This is a genomic window from Klebsiella sp. 10982 (assembly GCF_048589245.1).
GTDB lineage: Bacteria > Pseudomonadota > Gammaproteobacteria > Enterobacterales > Enterobacteriaceae > Klebsiella > Klebsiella quasivariicola.
Window position 1 is genome coordinate 22,199 of sequence record NZ_JBMAXV010000019.1, and the last position, 17,778, is coordinate 39,976.

Annotated in this window: 19 protein-coding genes, 3 tRNA genes and 1 pseudogene; 15 read left to right on the top strand and 8 right to left on the bottom strand. The window is 54.3% G+C overall.

Translation table 11 applies throughout. The features are described 5' to 3' along the window. Positions 1–12: 12 nt before the first annotated feature. The 3 genes from ACKLKD_RS15330 to bglJ all read left to right on the top strand — a co-directional run bounded on the left by ACKLKD_RS15330 (position 13) and on the right by bglJ (position 2,516). The gene (locus ACKLKD_RS15330; protein ID WP_025714031.1) at positions 13–891 is read left to right on the top strand and encodes a helix-turn-helix domain-containing protein; all 879 of its coding nucleotides are present in this window, start codon (positions 13–15) and stop codon (positions 889–891) included. A 267-nt stretch (positions 892–1,158) separates the two neighbouring features. Continuing rightward, complete coding sequence (locus ACKLKD_RS15335) at positions 1,159–1,878, top strand: helix-turn-helix transcriptional regulator (RefSeq protein ID WP_025714032.1); 720 nt, start codon at positions 1,159–1,161, stop codon at positions 1,876–1,878. Continuing rightward, complete coding sequence (gene bglJ / locus ACKLKD_RS15340; RefSeq protein WP_025714033.1) at positions 1,842–2,516, top strand: DNA-binding transcriptional activator BglJ; 675 nt, start codon at positions 1,842–1,844, stop codon at positions 2,514–2,516. The genes ACKLKD_RS15335 and bglJ overlap by 37 nt, the downstream gene beginning before the upstream one ends. A gap of 5 nt (positions 2,517–2,521) precedes the next feature. Here the strand turns inward: bglJ and ACKLKD_RS15345 are convergent, their stop codons facing one another. Continuing rightward, positions 2,522–2,980: a YbaK/EbsC family protein gene (locus ACKLKD_RS15345; RefSeq protein ID WP_025714034.1), complete on the bottom strand. Its 459-nt coding sequence runs from the start codon at positions 2,978–2,980 to the stop codon at positions 2,522–2,524. Positions 2,981–3,318: 338 nt separating this feature from the next. On the opposite strand from ACKLKD_RS15345, the gene ACKLKD_RS15350 reads away from it, so the two are divergent. Further along, positions 3,319–4,662, top strand: coding sequence for a PTS sugar transporter subunit IIC (locus ACKLKD_RS15350; protein WP_087805279.1), 1,344 nt, complete (start codon positions 3,319–3,321; stop codon positions 4,660–4,662). 47 nt (positions 4,663–4,709) lie between these two features. Here ACKLKD_RS15350 and fhuF read toward each other — a convergent pair whose 3' ends face one another. From fhuF to ACKLKD_RS15365, 3 genes and pseudogenes are all read right to left on the bottom strand, one after another. Further along, positions 4,710–5,498 carry a siderophore-iron reductase FhuF gene (fhuF, locus tag ACKLKD_RS15355; protein ID WP_025714036.1) on the bottom strand — a complete coding sequence of 263 codons (789 nt, stop codon included), beginning with the start codon at positions 5,496–5,498 and terminating at the stop codon, positions 4,710–4,712. Positions 5,499–5,596: 98 nt separating this feature from the next. Then, the gene (locus tag ACKLKD_RS15360; RefSeq protein ID WP_025714037.1) at positions 5,597–6,643 is read right to left on the bottom strand and encodes a GGDEF domain-containing protein; all 1,047 of its coding nucleotides are present in this window, start codon (positions 6,641–6,643) and stop codon (positions 5,597–5,599) included. A gap of 23 nt (positions 6,644–6,666) precedes the next feature. Continuing rightward, a pseudogene (locus ACKLKD_RS15365) lies at positions 6,667–6,838 on the bottom strand (hypothetical protein). Positions 6,839–6,908: 70 nt separating this feature from the next. Here ACKLKD_RS15365 and ACKLKD_RS15370 point away from each other — a divergent pair. Beyond that, positions 6,909–7,148, top strand: a complete 240-nt coding sequence (locus ACKLKD_RS15370; protein WP_025711760.1) for a DUF1435 domain-containing protein — start codon at positions 6,909–6,911, stop codon at positions 7,146–7,148. A 20-nt stretch (positions 7,149–7,168) separates the two neighbouring features. On the opposite strand, the gene ACKLKD_RS15375 is transcribed toward ACKLKD_RS15370, so the two are convergent. From ACKLKD_RS15375 to rsmC, 4 genes are all read right to left on the bottom strand, one after another. Beyond that, positions 7,169–7,255 (bottom strand) — tRNA-Leu (locus ACKLKD_RS15375). A 30-nt stretch (positions 7,256–7,285) separates the two neighbouring features. Beyond that, a tRNA-Leu gene (locus tag ACKLKD_RS15380) sits at positions 7,286–7,372 on the bottom strand. Positions 7,373–7,400: 28 nt separating this feature from the next. Then, positions 7,401–7,487, bottom strand: a tRNA-Leu gene (locus tag ACKLKD_RS15385). Positions 7,488–7,657: 170 nt separating this feature from the next. Beyond that, a complete protein-coding gene (rsmC, locus tag ACKLKD_RS15390; RefSeq protein ID WP_087805281.1) occupies positions 7,658–8,686 on the bottom strand; it encodes a 16S rRNA (guanine(1207)-N(2))-methyltransferase RsmC in 1,029 nt (342 codons plus the stop codon). Between the two features lie 102 nt (positions 8,687–8,788). Here rsmC and ACKLKD_RS15395 point away from each other — a divergent pair, with 102 nt between their 5' ends. The 10 genes from ACKLKD_RS15395 (at position 8,789) to deoC (ending at position 17,738) form a co-directional block, all read left to right on the top strand. Beyond that, the gene (locus tag ACKLKD_RS15395; RefSeq protein ID WP_025711758.1) at positions 8,789–9,202 is read left to right on the top strand and encodes a DNA polymerase III subunit psi; all 414 of its coding nucleotides are present in this window, start codon (positions 8,789–8,791) and stop codon (positions 9,200–9,202) included. Then, positions 9,171–9,617 carry a ribosomal protein S18-alanine N-acetyltransferase gene (gene rimI, locus ACKLKD_RS15400; RefSeq protein ID WP_087805283.1) on the top strand — a complete coding sequence of 149 codons (447 nt, stop codon included), beginning with the start codon at positions 9,171–9,173 and terminating at the stop codon, positions 9,615–9,617. Before ACKLKD_RS15395 ends, rimI begins: the two co-directional genes overlap by 32 nt. A 14-nt stretch (positions 9,618–9,631) precedes the next feature. Beyond that, positions 9,632–10,309 (top strand): pyrimidine 5'-nucleotidase, encoded by a 678-nt coding sequence (gene yjjG / locus ACKLKD_RS15405; protein WP_025711755.1) that lies wholly within the window; start codon positions 9,632–9,634, stop codon positions 10,307–10,309. A gap of 90 nt (positions 10,310–10,399) precedes the next feature. Next, positions 10,400–11,989 (top strand): peptide chain release factor 3, encoded by a 1,590-nt coding sequence (gene prfC, locus ACKLKD_RS15410; RefSeq protein WP_025711754.1) that lies wholly within the window; start codon positions 10,400–10,402, stop codon positions 11,987–11,989. 219 nt (positions 11,990–12,208) lie between these two features. After that, positions 12,209–12,829, top strand: coding sequence for a molecular chaperone OsmY (gene osmY / locus ACKLKD_RS15415; RefSeq protein ID WP_025711753.1), 621 nt, complete (start codon positions 12,209–12,211; stop codon positions 12,827–12,829). A 129-nt stretch (positions 12,830–12,958) separates the two neighbouring features. After that, entirely contained in the window at positions 12,959–13,120 is a 162-nt protein-coding gene (locus tag ACKLKD_RS15420) for a DUF1328 domain-containing protein (RefSeq protein WP_002887716.1), read from the top strand. A gap of 153 nt (positions 13,121–13,273) precedes the next feature. After that, positions 13,274–14,347 (top strand): patatin-like phospholipase family protein, encoded by a 1,074-nt coding sequence (locus ACKLKD_RS15425; protein ID WP_080897760.1) that lies wholly within the window; start codon positions 13,274–13,276, stop codon positions 14,345–14,347. Beyond that, positions 14,344–15,138, top strand: coding sequence for a TatD family hydrolase (locus tag ACKLKD_RS15430; protein ID WP_080897759.1), 795 nt, complete (start codon positions 14,344–14,346; stop codon positions 15,136–15,138). Before ACKLKD_RS15425 ends, ACKLKD_RS15430 begins: the two co-directional genes overlap by 4 nt. A 129-nt stretch (positions 15,139–15,267) precedes the next feature. After that, on the top strand, positions 15,268–16,545 hold the full coding sequence (locus ACKLKD_RS15435; protein ID WP_025711749.1) for a NupC/NupG family nucleoside CNT transporter: 1,278 nt from the start codon (positions 15,268–15,270) through the stop codon (positions 16,543–16,545). Positions 16,546–16,958: 413 nt separating this feature from the next. After that, the gene (gene deoC, locus ACKLKD_RS15440; RefSeq protein WP_004886530.1) at positions 16,959–17,738 is read left to right on the top strand and encodes a deoxyribose-phosphate aldolase; all 780 of its coding nucleotides are present in this window, start codon (positions 16,959–16,961) and stop codon (positions 17,736–17,738) included. Positions 17,739–17,778: the final 40 nt, after the last annotated feature.

The window sequence follows — 17,778 nt, forward strand, 5'->3', positions numbered from 1 at the left end:
AGAGGAGTGACTATGCCGCCCATGCAAGCTGTTCCCGTATTTAAGCTATATGGCGAAGAACGCGGTTGGCCGACACCGGATCTGCTGCACTGCGAGTCTATTTTGCAGCGCAGCAGCCTGTATGAGTGGCACATCCGTGTCCACCAGCATGCGGAAATGGTCCAGCTTCTCTATCTGCATCAGGGCCGGGCGGAGATAGAAATTGAAGGTAGCACCGCGGTGGTGACGGAATCCTGCATTCAGGTGGTTCCTGCGCTGTGTATTCATGGATTTCATTTTTCACCGGGAACGCAAGGATATGTACTTTCTCTGGCGTTGCCGCTGCTGAGCCGGTTCGAAAATCAGTTTGGACGACCGCTGGATGTACTTAGCGTACCGCAGTGTGTGCCGGTGGGACGATCCCGGGGGCGTCTGCATACGCTATTTTCGGCGCTTCGCGAGGAGTATTGCGAAGAACACGATGCCCGGGAGATGATGCTTTATTCGCTGCTGGGGACATTGTTGGTCTGGCTGAACCGGCAGTGTCGCCCTGCGCCGCCCGCGGAAGATAAAGCTGAGCGAAAGCGCAGCATGATGCGCCACTTTTCCCGACTGATTGAGAGTCACTACCGGCAGCATCTTCCGCTGGCGGAGTACGCGAAGCTGATTGGACTGTCAGTGACGCACCTGAATTATTTATGCCGTGAGTTTCATGGCTGTAGCGCGCTCGGAGTATTGCATCAACGTTTGATGCTTGAAGCGCGGCGTAATCTGCAGTATACCCGAATGACGGTAACGCAACTCTCTGATTATTTAGGTTTTAGCGATGCAGCCTACTTCTCTCGTTTTTTCCGGCGCTATAGCGGTATGTCTCCAAAAGCATTTAGAGAAACAATTAAAGACAACGTTTAATAACTTTTGTGCCTGAAATTATTTTTTCTAAATAATGGTTTTATCTTTTCTAATTTATTAGCGCAGAGGTATCTGTGCTAATATTAATCGCAAGTATACACAGGAATAATATTTACACGGTATGACCACGGTTCGGTCGTAACGTATACCGTGTACGCAGGCCATGAATATAATTTTTATATTCATTCTGAGAATGATATGGCGATGAGGCTACGCGCCGATTGTTTGCCGGCATGCGAAGAAACTTCGACAGGAAGCGGAGGTGTTATGTTACCAGGGCAAGGTAAGTTTGGTGTTATTATTAGTAAAATTCCCGTCATGCAGTCAGGTTTGAAGGTTATTTTTAACGAAAATCTTCCTGATTACGAACTCAGCTTTTGCCGTTCCCATGATGAGCTCACTCTTTTGCAGCTGCGGCGGGCGGTTCTGGTTGTGGCCGATATCTCTGGCGAGATAGCGCACCCCCGGGCCGTTTGCGAGCGCTATTACTCTCTAATGACCCAGTATCGAGACATTCACTGGGTTTTTATGGTTAGCGACAGTCTCTATCCCTTAGCCGTTGAGCTATTAATTCGCCCTGAAAGTTCGTTGGTCTCCGAGAGCGAGCCCATCAATCGGCTGATAGAGGTGATTTGTGCCGGTAGTCGTGCTGCTGAGCAAATTAGCCGAACACTCTTTACCGTGGATGAGGACAATGATTTCGCAACCTACCACTCTGCGGCGATGTTAACCCTTTCAGAGCGCAAGGTTTTGCGTCTGCTGGCAAAGGGATGGGGAATTAACCAGATCGCCTCGCTGTTGAAAAAGAGTAATAAAACTATCAGCGCGCAGAAAAATAGCGCAATGCGTCGTTTATCACTGCGAAGCAATGCTGAAATGTACGCCTGGATCAACAGCGCGCAGGGAATGCAAGAGCTGAATATCAATTCAGCTTACGGGGAGCAAATGGAATGGAAAAAAATAGTACAACCCGCCATGTCGCCATAGTGGAAAAATGTGTGATGACGGAAATGGCATGGCGCTATATCTTTAGCCGTGAAGATAATCGCCACTATCATATTCATTTTTTCAAAAATGTCAGTCAGCTCAGGGAAGTGGAAAAATCATTTCCCTGGTCAGCTATTATTTTTTCACTGTCCGGAAGCCGTTCATCAAGAGCAGAGAGTTTGCTTTTTCTTCATGAAATGGCGCGACGTCGACCGGAGGTGCAAACGATTATTCTGGCAAATAGCGAAAGTGAAATGCACCTGATTGGCCATCTCATGCCAGCCTGCCTGCACGGTATATTGAATAAATGCGCGCCACGACGCGGGTTACAGGAGCGTTTGTTACAGTTGCTGGATAATCACCCTATCACCGGCCGTGAACAGTTTTGCGACAGAGAGGCGTGCAACGACCCGTTGAGCCCAACGGAGCACGCCATTCTTCGCTATATGTCCTGGGGATATTCGCTGTCCGAAATTGCGATACAGCTGAATCGGAACATAAAAACTATCCGCGCGCATAAGTTTAATGCTATGACCAAGCTCGGGGTTCGCTCAGACATTGGTTTATTAAACGCGGCGGATATCTTGCTGCATTTACCCGTTAGCGGCACGGCCTGCGCTGTTAAGCAGGTGGCGTAATACGGCTATAGGCACACGTCTACCCACGTCGCATCAGTGAGCTGCGCCATTCGTTCTGGTTCGATACGAACGGCGCTGTGAATGGCTCCAGCCGCGGGTAGCACTTCCTGATAGCGTCTAAGAGAAACATCGCAATAGACGGACAGTGGGTTCTCCAGGCCAAATGGGCACACCCCGCCGACCGGATGACCGGTCCAGGTCACCACCTCATCGCTGCTCAACATTCTGGCTTTCGCACCAAAGGTCTCTTTCAGTTTTTTATTATCCAGTCGCGCATCGCCCCTGGCGACGATCAATACAATCTTATCCTTGATCTTCAGTGACAGCGTTTTGGCGATTTGTCCCGGCTCAACGTTGTGCGCGGCAGCAGCCAGCTCAACGGTTGCGGTACTCTGATTTAACTCGATAATTTCGATATCGGGGGCGTGTTCGGCAAAAAACTGCCGTACAGACTGCAGACTCATTGGATTCTCCTGATTAAAGCCTGTTTAAATCTGTCACAAGCCTGGCGGAGTGTAAATATCGACGCCGACAATCCAGATTCTTTCTATTTTGTCGATCTCCTTCACATTCGCCGTAACCGGTTACTGTAACCGGTTGCGGTTGAGCGCATTGCGATGAATACTGGAACCGTCACTTCTCCGTTTATTTATAACATAAGAGCCGTGTATGAATCGTTGGATCATGAGCAGTATAGCCGGTTACCTATACGACCAGCGGCCTGCTGACTCAAAAAGCGGTCATCGTAACGGCAGGGTAATCGTTGTTGGGCCAGTATCAATAGCCTGTCAGGAGGGCTACTATGTCTGCTAACCATGCTGCGTTTAATTTGATATTTCGCTTTGTAGAAAATTACATAAGCCCCATCGCAGGGCGGATCTCATCGCAGCGCCACGTCATGGCTATCCGTGACGGTTTTATCTCAGCGATGCCGTTTATGATCGTCGGATCGTTCCTGCTGGTGTTTGCTTATCCCCCTTTCTCACCGGACACCACCTGGGGTTTTGCCCGCGCCTGGCTGGATCTGGCAAAAGAGTTTGAAGGACGTATTCTGACCCCCTTTGATATGACGATGGGGATCATGTCGATCCACATCTGCGCGGCAATCTCCTATAACCTCGGTAAACACTACGAGAAATCCCATCAGCTTGATCCTTTCATGTGCGCGATGTTGTCGATCATGGCCTTTTTGTTGGTCGCCGCGCCGAAAACGCAGGGCACGCTGCCAGTGGATAGCCTCGGCGGTACGGGGATCTTTACCGCCATTCTGGTGGCGATCTATTGTGTGGAGCTGATGCGTTTTCTTAAGGCGCATAACATCGGTATCCGGCTGCCGGATCAGGTGCCACCGATGATCAAAAACTCCTTTGATCTGTTGATCCCGGTGCTGGTGGTCGTACTGACGCTGTATCCACTGAGCCTGTTTATTCAACACCATTTTGACATGCTGATCCCGCAGGCCATTATGGCTATTTTCAAACCACTGGTTTCGGCTGCCGATTCCCTGCCGGCGATCCTGCTGGCGGTGCTTATCGGCCATCTGTTGTGGTTTGCCGGGATCCATGGTGCGGCGATTGTGTCCGGGATGCTGCAGATGTTCTGGCTGACCAACCTCGGAATGAACCAGCAGGCATTGGCTCAGGGCGCGCCTTTACCGCATATCTTTATGGAGGCGTTCTGGACGTTCTTTATCGTCGTCGGCGGTTCTGGTGCCACCATGGGGCTGGTGTTTTGTTACCTGCGCAGCCGCTCAGCGCATTTGCGTTCCATTGGCCGTCTGAGCGTGGTGCCAAGTCTGTTTAACATTAATGAACCGGTTATCTTCGGCACGCCTATCGTTATGAACCCGGTATTCTTTATTCCGTTCCTGCTGGCGCCGATGGTGAACGCGGTGCTGGCCTGGGCGGCGATGAAACTGGATCTGATTGGTCGCGTTATCTCGGTAGTACCGTGGACGGCACCTGCGCCGATTGGCGGGGCCTGGGCGCTGGGCTGGGATTTCCGCGCGGCGATTCTGGTGATCGTGCTGGCCTGTGTGTCGGCGATTATCTACTTCCCGTTCTTTAAGGTCTATGAGAAACAACTCCTTGCCCAGGAAGCGGAAGAGGCTGAACGGGCGGAGCAGGAGAGTCAACAGACTGCATAAGTTGTGAGCGGGCGGCGGCGGTCGCCCGTTTTATGACGTACAGGGGGTTATTTTAGGGTGCAGTCGCCGCACTGTTGGACATCCGGCAGGCGATAGCGCTGACAGCAGGTGCGTCGGACTAACTGCCCTTCACGCAGCACCACCGTTCGCCACAGCGGGTTATCCTGGCCATCGGTGAGCTGTTTTTCAAAGAAGCAGTGCTGGCGCAGGGCGGCAAGCTGTTCATCACCCAGCAGCGCGCGCATTTCCCCAAGATACCAGTTAATCAAATAACCCGTATTGCTCCAGATAAGCTTGCCATTGATCTCACCCGTCGCTTCCAGCGCCTCAACAACCGGCTTCAGGGTACGCGTGACCAGAATATCCATCCGCGCCTGGGGGGAAAGCCTTTCAATTCCCGCATCGCTATGCACATCAATCCAGAAACAGGCGGCCCGGCCGCTTTCGTGAAATTCGACGTGGAAATGTTCTGGCGCCAGGCTGAGGCCCTGCGGTTCATTGAGCAGCGCCAGCATCAAGGGAGGGACCAGCAAACCGATATACCATTGCGCCCAGAGCGAGAGCAGGGGCTTCTGTTCCCGCGGTAGCGTCGGTTGATGACGGTAGATATGATCGGAATAAGTTGCCAGCAGGGAGCGTAACGCAGTGGGTTGCGACCACTCGGCAAGGGTTAACGCGTGCCGGGGGGCCGGTTCATCCAGGCGCAGAAAATCCAGCAGGTGAGGACGCAGGGTCGCGATTTTTTCCCGAATACTTTCCGCCAGGGCGCGCTCAGCCGTCGGGAGGGGAGCCCGCCAAATGAGTTCATCGCTGAGAGGAAGGGAACGCCAGGCCATGCGATTTCCAGATACAAATCTAAATGATAATGATTCCTGATATTAGTTGTTTGCAGGTAGCATGGCAAGGTTTTTGTCGGCGTCGCGGCGCCTGAAGGTTAGCTGGCAAGAATAATGTTACGGCCTTTATTTTTGGCCTCATAGAGTGCCCCATCGGCTCGCGCCAGCGCTTGCTCAATGTTGTCATCAATTAATGGCGTCAGGCCAATGCTGATGGTGACGTTGGTCGCGACGCTTTCATTAAACATATGGGGGATCTTCAAATCGTAGACTCGCTGACGAATGCGTTCGGCAGCCTGCCAGGCGGTTTCTTTACTGCTGTTGGTCAGTAACACCATAAACTCCTCTCCGCCAAAGCGAGCGACAATATCGCGTGAGCGCACGGCGTTGCGAATGGCGGCAGAGACGCGAATCAGTGCCTGGTCACCCATCATATGGCCATAGTGGTCGTTATAGGCTTTAAAGTGATCGATATCGAGAAGCAGCACATAGTGGTTATCGCCGTCCAGCGCCAGCAGCGTATCGAGGCGATTTTGCAGCCCGCGGCGATTATACAGACCGGTCAGGGGATCCAGCATACTGAGATCGTTGAGCGTATTGCGTTCCTGCATCAGTTTATCCATTAATCCCTGTGTAAAGGCATCGCTGCGCTTCTGGATAATATTTTGCAGGGTAATGCCGGCAATAGGCAGCATAAAACAGTAGGTCATGCGCAACCATTGTTCCCCTTCCGCCATTATCAGGCAGGCAAGGAAAGTCGGTAAAGAGTGAAGGGTAAAGGCAGTGATATTATTGGAAAAAGCGATGGTGCCGATAAACAAAATGCTTAATAGGGCGATCACCAGATAGTTAAAATGCGGCGGTGTCAATAGCATTGCTTTTGCCACCACATGCCATGCCCACAGCATGCCAAATAACAACGAGATAGCGGGAATATTTATTTTCGCTTGCGGCCATTTCCAGTGCCAAAGCAGCATCAGCCCGCTACAGGCCACGATCAGGGCGCAGGGCAGCGTAAAACGAACTACCGTAAATAGGGGGCTGACCAGCGACAGAGAGGAGGAAATGAAATTAAGCAGTAAAAAAAGCCGTAAAGAATATTGATATTTTTGTGCGTAGTGTGCTCGCCAGGTTTGTGCAGTCATATCGGAAGAATCATTATTAGTCGTTAAATTTCAAAATGATGAAAGCCAAAAATGAAGAGTCTGATAACAATGTGCAAAAAAAGGGTATTTGCAAAATAAGCAAAATATTTAATATATATCGTTAATTTCGCTTAATTTATCACCTTCATGAATGTATGTCATTACCGCGAACGTAAAGAAAAAGGGACGAAGCACATCGCAAATGACAAATGATAAAAATTATCATATGATATTGGTTATCATTATCATTATGAGAGGTGAAACCATGCTGCAGCGAGCATTAGGAAGCGGCTGGGGAGTGGTGATTCCCGGCGCGCTGATTGTCGCTCTCGGGTATGCCGGGGTGTCGGCTGACGTATGGCGGTTGCTGGTCGCGGTGGGCATGCTGATGTCTGCGGCAATGATATGGCATCGTCAACTGCGCCATTTTATTCTGCTACCATCGTGCGTCGCACTGATTAGTGGAATTATGCTGATGTTGCTGGATATTAAACTGAGGGGATGAGGCCGGGGAAGGAAGAATATTGGTGCGAGGGGGGGGACTTGAACCCCCACGTCCGTAAGGACACTAACACCTGAAGCTAGCGCGTCTACCAATTCCGCCACCTTCGCACAGTATTCTTTCTTTGGATATTGCCTCGTTGGTGCGAGGGGGGGGACTTGAACCCCCACGTCCGTAAGGACACTAACACCTGAAGCTAGCGCGTCTACCAATTCCGCCACCTTCGCCCAGTGCGAGCAATATCAACGTGGATTATGGTGCGAGGGGGGGGACTTGAACCCCCACGTCCGTAAGGACACTAACACCTGAAGCTAGCGCGTCTACCAATTCCGCCACCTTCGCATACCATCGACACTATGAAAGTATCGTTACCACGGAGGCGCATTCTAGTGGTTTTCGGCGGCACGTCAATAGTTAATTATGCAGGTTGTATCGATTGCTGCAAAAATGGGCGGATTTGCCCGCGGGAAGCGCCAGCGGTACCGCGAACGGGCCGCCGGCGTGAGAGGGCGTTATTTTTTCGCCTGTCGGGTCATGATGGTGCGATAGACTTTAAAGCGTCCGGTCTGGGCGATCACCTCATGGAAGCCAAATGTCTCATCCAGCACCTGGGGATATGGCAGGAAGGCGTTGGCAACAATACGCAGCTCACCACCGCTGTTCAGATGGCGAACCGCGCCGCGGATCAACGCCTGGGCCGCCTCGAGGCTGGTCTGCAACCCGTCATGGAATGGCGGGTTAGAGATAATCATGTCGAAGCGACCATTGACCTCGGAGAAGACGTTGCTGGCAAACACATCGCCTGCAAAACCGTTGGCGGCAAGCGTCGCGCGGCTGGCTTCCACCGCCGGGGCGCTGACGTCGCACAGGGTCAGGCGCACCTTCGGTGAATGGCTGGCCAGCACCGCGGCCAGCACGCCCGCGCCGCAGCCGACGTCCAGCACTTTTCCTTTGGTATGTGGCTCGAGGGTGGAGAGCAGCAGCTGGCTGCCCACGTCCAGACCGTCGCGGCTAAAGACCCCTGGCAGGGTTTTGATGGTCAGATTATCCAGCGCATATTCGCCCCAGAACGCGTCGGCGTTGAAGGATGGCTGTTTTTCCAGACGGCCATGGTATAGACCACAGCGACGCGCGCTGTCGACTTTATTCAGCTGCGCATATTCAGCCAGCATTTGTTCCGCGCTGCGGACGCCGCTGCGGTTTTCGCCGACGACGAAAATATCGCTTCCCACCGGCAGCAGAGAGAGCAGGTTCATCAGCTGGAACTGCGCTTCTGGTTTGTTCTTCGGCCAGTAGTAGATCAGGGTATCGCATTCGGCGACGTCAGCGGCCTCGGCCACTAAGCTAAAACGGACGTTGTCACCCATCTGGCGGTTGAGGACCTGCCAGTGGTGGAACTGCTGGGTGTGGGCGCGGCTGGCCGCGGTATCCAGACGAGCAGGCAGGTCATCCTGCAGGTCACCGGCAAACAGAACGCGGGCGGACTCGAAATCATCACTGTGGCGCAGCAAGACTTCACTTGCCGGGGTAAAAGCGGACATGAAACACTCCTTCATTAAGACTGGCGCCGATTATAGTAGTTTGTTGGCGCAGATACGACGGATTTGCTATATTGCGCGCTTGTTTAACAGGAGTGTTTCGCTATGACATCCCGACGAGACTGGCAACTACAGCAGCTGGGCATTACCCAGTGGTCGCTGCGCCGACCGGGGGCGTTACAGGGCGAAATCGCTATCTCGCTTCCTGAACATATTCGTCTGGTGATGGTGGCGGAAACCCCGCCGTCGCTGACAGAGCCGCTGATTGGCGACATATTACGCGCGCTGGCCGTAACGCCAGATCAGGTCCTGCAGCTTACCCCCGAGCGGGTGGCGATGCTGCCGCAGGAGAGCCGCTGTAATAGCTGGCGGTTGGGCACAGAGGCGTCGCTGCCGCTGGCGGGCGCTCAGGTGTCCAGCCCCGCTTTTGATGAACTCCAGAACAGCGCGTCGGCTCGTAAGGCGCTCTGGCAACAAATCTGCGCACATGAACACGATTTCTACCCTCAGCACGGCTGATTTAACTCGAGCCTGGCAAATCGAAAAACGCGCCCACGCTTTCCCGTGGAGCGAACAGACCCTGGCCAGTAACCAGGGGGAACGCTATCGTAATTATCAGCTGTCGGTGAATGGGGAAATGGCGGCTTTCGCCATTACTCAGATTGTCCTCGATGAAGCGACGCTTTTTAACATCGCCGTCGATCCCGCTTACCAGCGCCGCGGCCTGGGGCGAGCGCTGCTGGAACATGTTATCGATGAAGTCGAAAAACTCGGCGTCGTCACGCTGTGGCTGGAAGTGCGGGCATCCAACGTTGCCGCTATCGCCCTGTATGAAAGCGTAGGCTTTAACGAGGCGACCATCCGCCGCAACTACTATCCGACGGTCGACGGGCGCGAAGACGCCATTATTATGGCTCTGCCAATCAGTATGTAAGACAAGGTGATACGATGAAATGGGACTGGATTTTCTTTGATGCCGATGAAACGTTGTTTACGTTTGATTCTTTCAGTGGCTTACAGCGGATGTTTCTCGACTACAGCGTGACATTTACCGCCGAAGATTTTCAGGACTATCAGGCCGTGAATAAGCCGCTGTGGGTGGATTATCAAAATGGCGCCATTACCTCGCTACAGTTGCAGCACCAGCGTTTTGACAGCTGGGCGGAACGTTTGAACGTTAAGCCGGGTGAGCTCAACGACGCGTTTATGAATGCGATGGCGGAAATTTGTGCGCCGCTGCCGGGCGCGGTTTCGCTGCTCAATGCGCTGCAGGGGAAAGTCAAAATGGGCATTATCACTAACGGCTTTACTTCGCTGCAGCAGACGCGCCTGGAACGCACCGGTTTACGCGATCACTTTGATTTACTGATTATTTCTGAACAGGTGGGCGTCGCCAAGCCGGATGCGCGTATTTTCGATTATGCGCTGGCGCAGGCGGGTAATCCACCGCGCTCGCGAGTACTGATGGTCGGTGATACCGCCGAGTCGGATATTCGCGGCGGTGTGAACGCCGGGCTGGCGACCTGCTGGCTCAATGCACATCAGCGCGAGCTGCCGGCGGACCTCCAGCCGGACTGGACGGTGACCTCGTTACGCGAACTGGAGCAGCTCCTGTGTAAACACTGATTGCCTCCCCCCCGTTGATGGGTAAAATAGCCGCAATTTTTCGTATTCCACCTGCGCGGCCCGTTGCCGCGTTTACTTAGAAGATTAATTATGACGTTGTCTCCTTATCTGCAAGAGGTGGCCAAACGCCGCACTTTTGCCATTATTTCTCACCCGGATGCCGGTAAGACCACCATCACCGAAAAAGTGCTGCTGTTCGGACAGGCGATTCAGACCGCCGGTACTGTAAAAGGCCGTGGCTCCAGCCAGCACGCGAAATCCGACTGGATGGAGATGGAAAAACAGCGTGGGATCTCGATCACCACCTCGGTGATGCAGTTTCCGTATCACGACTGCCTGGTGAACCTGCTGGATACCCCGGGGCATGAAGACTTCTCCGAAGATACCTACCGTACCCTGACGGCGGTTGACTGCTGTCTGATGGTTATCGATGCGGCGAAAGGCGTCGAAGACCGGACCCGTAAGCTGATGGAAGTTACCCGTCTGCGCGATACGCCGATCCTCACCTTTATGAACAAACTCGACCGTGATATCCGCGATCCGATGGAGCTGCTGGATGAAGTTGAGAACGAGCTGAAAATCGGCTGCGCGCCGATTACCTGGCCTATCGGCTGCGGCAAGCTGTTCAAAGGCGTTTACCATCTCTACAAAGATGAAACCTACCTGTATCAGACCGGTAAAGGCCATACCATCCAGGAAGTGCGCATCGTCAAGGGGCTCAACAACCCGGATCTCGATGCGGCAGTGGGTGAAGACCTGGCGCAGCAACTGCGCGACGAGCTGGAGCTGGTGCAGGGTGCGTCGAACGAGTTCGACAAAGATCTGTTCCTGGCCGGCGAAATCACGCCGGTGTTCTTCGGGACCGCGTTAGGCAACTTCGGCGTTGACCATATGCTCGATGGCCTGGTGGAGTGGGCGCCAGCGCCGATGCCGCGTAACACCGACACCCGTGAAGTGACGGCCGCAGAAGAGAAATTCACCGGCTTCGTGTTTAAAATTCAGGCCAACATGGACCCGAAACACCGCGACCGCGTGGCCTTTATGCGTGTGGTATCCGGTAAATATGAGAAAGGCATGAAGCTGCGCCAGGTGCGTATCGGCAAGGACGTGGTGATTTCCGACGCCCTGACCTTTATGGCCGGCGACCGTTCTCACGTTGAGGAAGCGTATCCTGGCGATATTATCGGCCTGCATAACCACGGCACCATTCAGATTGGCGATACCTTCACTCAGGGTGAAATGATGAAGTTCACCGGTATTCCGAACTTCGCGCCGGAGCTGTTCCGCCGTATTCGCCTGAAGGATCCGCTGAAGCAGAAACAGCTGCTGAAAGGGCTGGTTCAGCTCTCTGAAGAGGGCGCGGTACAGGTCTTCCGTCCGATCGCCAATAACGATCTGATCGTCGGCGCCGTTGGTGTGCTGCAGTTCGACGTGGTCGTGGCGCGTCTGAAAAGCGAATATAACGTGGAAGCGATTTACGAATCGGTCAACGTGGCCACCGCGCGCTGGGTTGAATCCACGGACGTGAAGAAATTCGAAGAGTTCAAACGTAAAAACGAAGTTCAGCTGGCGCTCGATGGCGGCGATAATCTGACCTATATCGCCCCAACAATGGTCAACCTGAACCTGACGCAGGAGCGTTATCCTGACGTGGTGTTCCGTAAAACACGCGAGCACTAATCCCTGACGAAGCGCGGCATTGCCCGCGCTTTTTTCTTCTCGCGCCCGCGTTTCCCTCCTTCTGGAAAGTTCTTAAAACACCGCTAATTCGTCTGTTTTTTATCCATATCCTCCGCAACCCCTTCGTCTGTCTACTATATTTAATTCGTGATTTTAAAAATGCTGGCGTAATTCACTGCGATAAGACGCCAGCGCTGGTGAGAAAACGAGGACATCACGATGACCAGACTAAAGAATGCCAATATGTTGCTGGCGCTCTTCTTAGGCTTAGCCGCGTTGAACGCCTCGGCAGAGACGGAAAAAACAACGGTAGACAGTGCGAAGTCGGCTGCCAGCAATGCGGGAGAGGCAGTAGACAATTCGATTAATAAAGTCGGCGATTTTATGGATGACAGCACCATTACCGCTCGGGTAAAAGCGGCGCTGATCGACCATAAAGATATTAACTCCGGCGATATTTCGGTGAAAACGGAGAATAAAGTGGTCACCCTCAGCGGCGACGTCACCAGTACTGAACAGAAAAGTCAGGCACTGAGCGTGGCGAAAGGGGTCGAAGGCGTCTCGCGCGTCAACGACAAGCTGACGGTTAAGCACAAATCATCGAGTGAGACGGCGACGCTGAAAGGCTATGCCGGGGATACAGCCATTACCAGCGAAGTGAAAGCCAAGCTGCTGGCCGATGACATTGTCCCTTCGCGCAATGTGAAAGTCGAAACCAACGCCGGCGCGGTACATCTGACCGGTACGGTGGCTTCCGCGGCGCAGGCGGAGCGTGCCGCAGAGATTGCGAAAGCGGTTTCTGGGGTTAAAAGCGTGCGCAACGATCTTAGCGTTAAGTAAATCGAGTTATTAACAAAAGTGTTGTCTGGCCAAGGTTGCCGAACGAATAGCAGCACCCACTGAGCGATGCGCTATACAGAAAGGGTGCGCAAACCGCTGTTCACCGTCCATTATGGTAAGGAGAAAAGTATGTTTCGATGGGGAATTATTTTTCTGGTCATCGCATTAATTGCTGCGGCCCTGGGCTTTGGTGGCCTGGCGGGTACAGCCGCTGGTGCCGCGAAAATCGTCTTTGTTGTCGGGATTATCCTGTTCCTGGTAAGCCTGTTTACAGGACGCAGACGTCCTTAGACGGTCATCAATCCGGGCGATACTGAAGCCTGGGCGTTTTTACTGACACGTCATCTTACACAAAGCCAGTCCTGCGGACTGGCTTTCGCGGTTTAAGCGGCGGGTAAATTGCGCTACCTTGTGAGGAGAAGACCAATCGAACAGGAAAGCAGGGTGGGGCAACGCATTCCCGTCACGCTGGGCAATATCGCCCCGCTGGCGGTTAAACCCTTTCGACCAGGCAAGCTGGCGCTGGTGTGCGAAGGCGGAGGACAACGAGGGATTTTCACCGCCGGGGTGCTGGACGAATTTATGCGCGCCGGATTTAACCCCTTTGACCTGATGCTGGGTACCTCCGCCGGCGCGCAAAACCTCTCAGCCTATATGTGTAATCAGCAAGGGTATGCGCGCAAAGTCATCACCCGCTACACCACTTCACGCCAGTTTTTCGATCCGATGCGCTTTGTGCGCGGCGGCAATCTTATCGATCTCGACTGGCTGGTCGAGGCCACTTCGCAGCAGATGCCGCTCGCCATGAACTATGCCGAAGCGCAGTTCGCACTGGGGAAAGAGCTATGGATGTGCGCCTGCCGCGGCGACGATTACTCCGCCAGCTATTTTTCACCGACGCCGCAGACCTGGCTGGATCTGATCCGCGCCTCCAGCGCCATCCCCGGTTTTTATCGCAACGGCGTGTTGCTTGACGGCGTTAGCTATCTTGATGGCGGCGTCAGCGATGCGATCCCGGTGCAGGAGGCGGCCCGCCGTGGCGCCCAGACCATCGTGGTGATCCGCACTGTCCCTTCGCAGATGTTTTATACCCCGCAGTGGTTCAAGCGGATGGAGCGCTGGCTGGGAGAGAGTAGCCTGCAGCCGCTGGTTAATCTGGTGCATCATCACGAAACCACCTACCGCGCCATCCAGCAGTTCATCGAGAAACCGCCCGGTAAGCTGCGGATTTTCGAAATTTATCCGCAGCGGCCATTGCGCAGTATGGCACTCGGCAGCCGGTTGCCGGCGCTGCTGGAGGACTACAAAACCGGACGCCAGTGTGGCCGTTATTTCCTGGCGACCGTGGGTAAACTGCTGGCTGACCGGCCGCCGCTGCTGCGCCATACGCCGCGTATTGCCCGCCCGACGCCGGTGGTGGTGCCGCCGGTACCGGTGGCCAATGAGGCGCCTCAGGCGACGATCATCGCCGCGCCGCAGGCGAATGACGCCAGCTTTGATCATGAGGATCTGGCATGAGCCACCGTTTTATCGATACCCACTGCCACTTCGATTTTCCCCCCTTCACAGCCGATGAAACTGCCAGTCTGGAACGTGCGGCGCAGGCCGGCGTCGAGCAGATCATTGTCCCGTCGATCTCCGCCGAGCGTTTCAATTCGGTACTGGCGTTGGCGGCGCGGCATGAGGCGCTGTATGCCGCACTGGGCATGCATCCGATCGTCATCGAAGAGCACACCGAGGAGGGGCTGGCGCAGCTGGACGCCTTGTTGGCGCAGCGCCCTCCTAAGCTGGTGGCGGTGGGAGAGATTGGCCTCGATCTTTATCGCGACGATCCGCGGTTTGATCGTCAACAGACGTTGCTGGAAGCGCAGCTGCGTCTGGCAAAGCGTTACGATCTGCCGGTGATCCTCCACTCCCGACGCACCCACGATAAGCTGGCGATGCTCCTGAAAAAGCATGCCCTGCCGCGCACCGGGGTCGTCCATGGCTTTGCCGGCAGCCTGCAGCAGGCCGAGCGCTTTGTTCAGCTTGGCTATAAGATCGGCGTTGGCGGCACTATTACCTATCCCCGCGCCAGTAAAACCCGTGAAGTGATGGCGCGTCTGCCGCTTTCCGCTCTGCTGCTGGAGACCGATGCGCCGGATATGCCGCTTAACGGTTTTCAGGGACAGCCCAATCGCCCGGAGCAGGTTGCGCGGGTCTTCGAGTCGCTCTGCGAGCTGCGCCCGGAGCCTCCGGAGACGATCGCCGAAGAGATTATGCACAACACGCGCGCGCTGTTCTCGCTTTCATCTGCCCAGGTATGGTGATCGGATTCTCATTATTATCCTTCCATCTCATTGATTTGCTTAAAATGTGTGAAGCCAGGCGGGCAGGATAGTTTCAGGCCGATATAATCACGCCGTTAGTACTGGACTATCGAAACACAGGGAATCTGTATGCAAATCCTCATGGGACTTATCGGCATGGTGGTGCTGTTGGCCATTGCTGTGCTGCTCTCCAATAACCGAAAAGCCATTAACCTGCGCACCGTGCTCGGCGCCTGGATAATCCAGGTGGGTATCGGCGCATTGATATTATATGTACCGGCCGGGCGCTCGGCGCTGCTAGCGATGTCGAATGGCGTCGCCAGCGTAATCGCCTATGGTAACGAAGGGATCAGCTTTATCTTCGGTGGGCTGGTCTCCGATAAAATGTTCGAGGTGTTTGGCGGCGGCGGCTTCGTCTTCGCCCTGCGCGTGCTGCCGGTGATCGTCTTCTTCTCGTCGCTGATTGCTGTGCTTTACTACCTGGGCATTATGCAACTGGTGATTCGTATTCTCGGCGGCGCGCTACGGGCAGTACTGAAGACCTCGCGTACTGAATCGCTATCGGCTACAGCGAACATCTTCGTTGGTCAGACCGAAGCGCCGCTGGTGGTGCGTCCTTATATCGCCACCATGACCCGCTCGGAGCTGTTTGCGGTCATGTGCGGCGGCCTGGCCTCGGTGGCGGGCTCGGTACTGGCGGGCTACGCGCAGATGGGCGTTCCGCTGGAGTACCTCATTGCCGCGTCGTTTATGGCGGCGCCGGGAGGTCTGCTGTTTGCCAAAATCATCGTACCGGAAACGGAAAAACCCGACGATAACCCGGCCCATGACAGCCAAAGCGCTGACGCGGATAAACCGGCCAACGTGCTGGATGCCGCTGCCTCTGGCGCCGCGTCTGGTATGCAGCTGGCGCTTAACGTCGGTGCGATGCTGCTGGCGTTTATTGCGCTGATCGCCCTGCTGAACGGGATTCTTTCCGGCGTCGGCGGCTGGTTTAACCATCCGGATCTGTCGCTGCAAATGATCCTCGGCTGGGTCTTCTCACCGCTGGCGTGGGTAATTGGCGTACCGTGGCATGAAGCGACAGTGGCCGGGTCGTTTATCGGCCAGAAGCTGATCATTAACGAGTTCGTTGCTTATATGAACTTTGGCGAATATCTGCGGGCGGACGCGGAAGTGGCGGCGGCCGGGCTGCAGGTGATATCAGATCATACTAAAGCCATTATCTCTTTCGCACTGTGCGGCTTTGCCAACCTGTCATCGATCGCCATTTTAATCGGCGGACTTGGGGGGATGGCGCCCAACCGGCGTCAGGATATCGCTCAGCTTGGTCTGCGCGCGGTGGCGGCGGGAACGCTGTCTAATCTGATGAGCGCCACCATCGCCGGAGTTTTCCTCGCTCTGTAAGCCTCTCCTGAACCAGCGGCCAGCGTGCCGCTGGTTTTACTGAAATTGTGATAATTCCATCATTTTTGCCCTTCTAAAAAATAATTTATATTTCAATTGGTAATGGTTTTATTGTCTGGGAGGTGGGCAAAATGTGCGCCACGGTATCGAGCAGGACTGTTATTGTGTGTTAGAATTATAACATTCTCGTCGGCGGCGTGGTATCGATTATGCTTAAGAGGAGACTGACGATAATTGCCGCAGTATGAGGTTATGTTTTGTGATTTAAGTCACGTCATAGTAATGCAAATTAGTAATTAGTTTTCATTAACTGTGATGAATGTCGAAGTGTAACGGTGAGTGAATGTTACAATAGTAACAGACTCGCAAGGTGAACAAACTATTGAACCGGCACTGCGCCGGCGGAGTATGAAATGACTGATTTGAAAGCAAGCAGCCTGCGCGCGTTAAAACTGATGGATTTGACCACCCTGAATGATGACGACACCAATGAGAAGGTGATTGCCCTGTGTCATCAGGCGAAAACCCCGGTGGGTAACACCGCGGCGGTCTGCATCTACCCGCGCTTTATCCCCATTGCCCGTAAGACGCTGAACGAGCAGGGAACGCCGGATATCCGCATCGCCACGGTCACCAACTTCCCGCACGGTAATGACGATATCGACATCGCGCTGGCGGAAACCCGCGCGGCAATCGCTTATGGCGCTGATGAAGTGGACGTAGTCTTCCCGTACCGCGCGCTGATTGCCGGCAATGAGCAGGTCGGCTTCGAGCTGGTGAAAGCCTGCAAAGAGGCCTGTGCGGCGGCCAACGTGCTGCTGAAAGTGATCATCGAAACCGGTGAACTGAAAGAAGAAGCGCTGATTCGTAAAGCGTCAGAAATCTCTATCAAAGCCGGGGCCGATTTCATCAAAACCTCGACCGGTAAAGTGCCGGTGAATGCCACGCCGGAAAGCGCGCGCATCATGATGGAAGTGATCCGCGATATGGGCGTGGAGAAAACCGTTGGTTTCAAACCTGCCGGCGGCGTGCGCAGCGCGGAAGATGCGCAGCAGTTCCTGGCGATTGCCGATGAGCTGTTTGGTGCCGACTGGGCCGATGCCCGTCATTACCGCTTTGGTGCCTCCAGCCTGCTGGCCAGCCTGTTGAAAGCCTTGGGCCACGGCGACGGTAAGAGCGCCAGCAGCTACTAATCCCTTGATTTGCCGGATGGCGCTGCGCTTATCCGGCCTA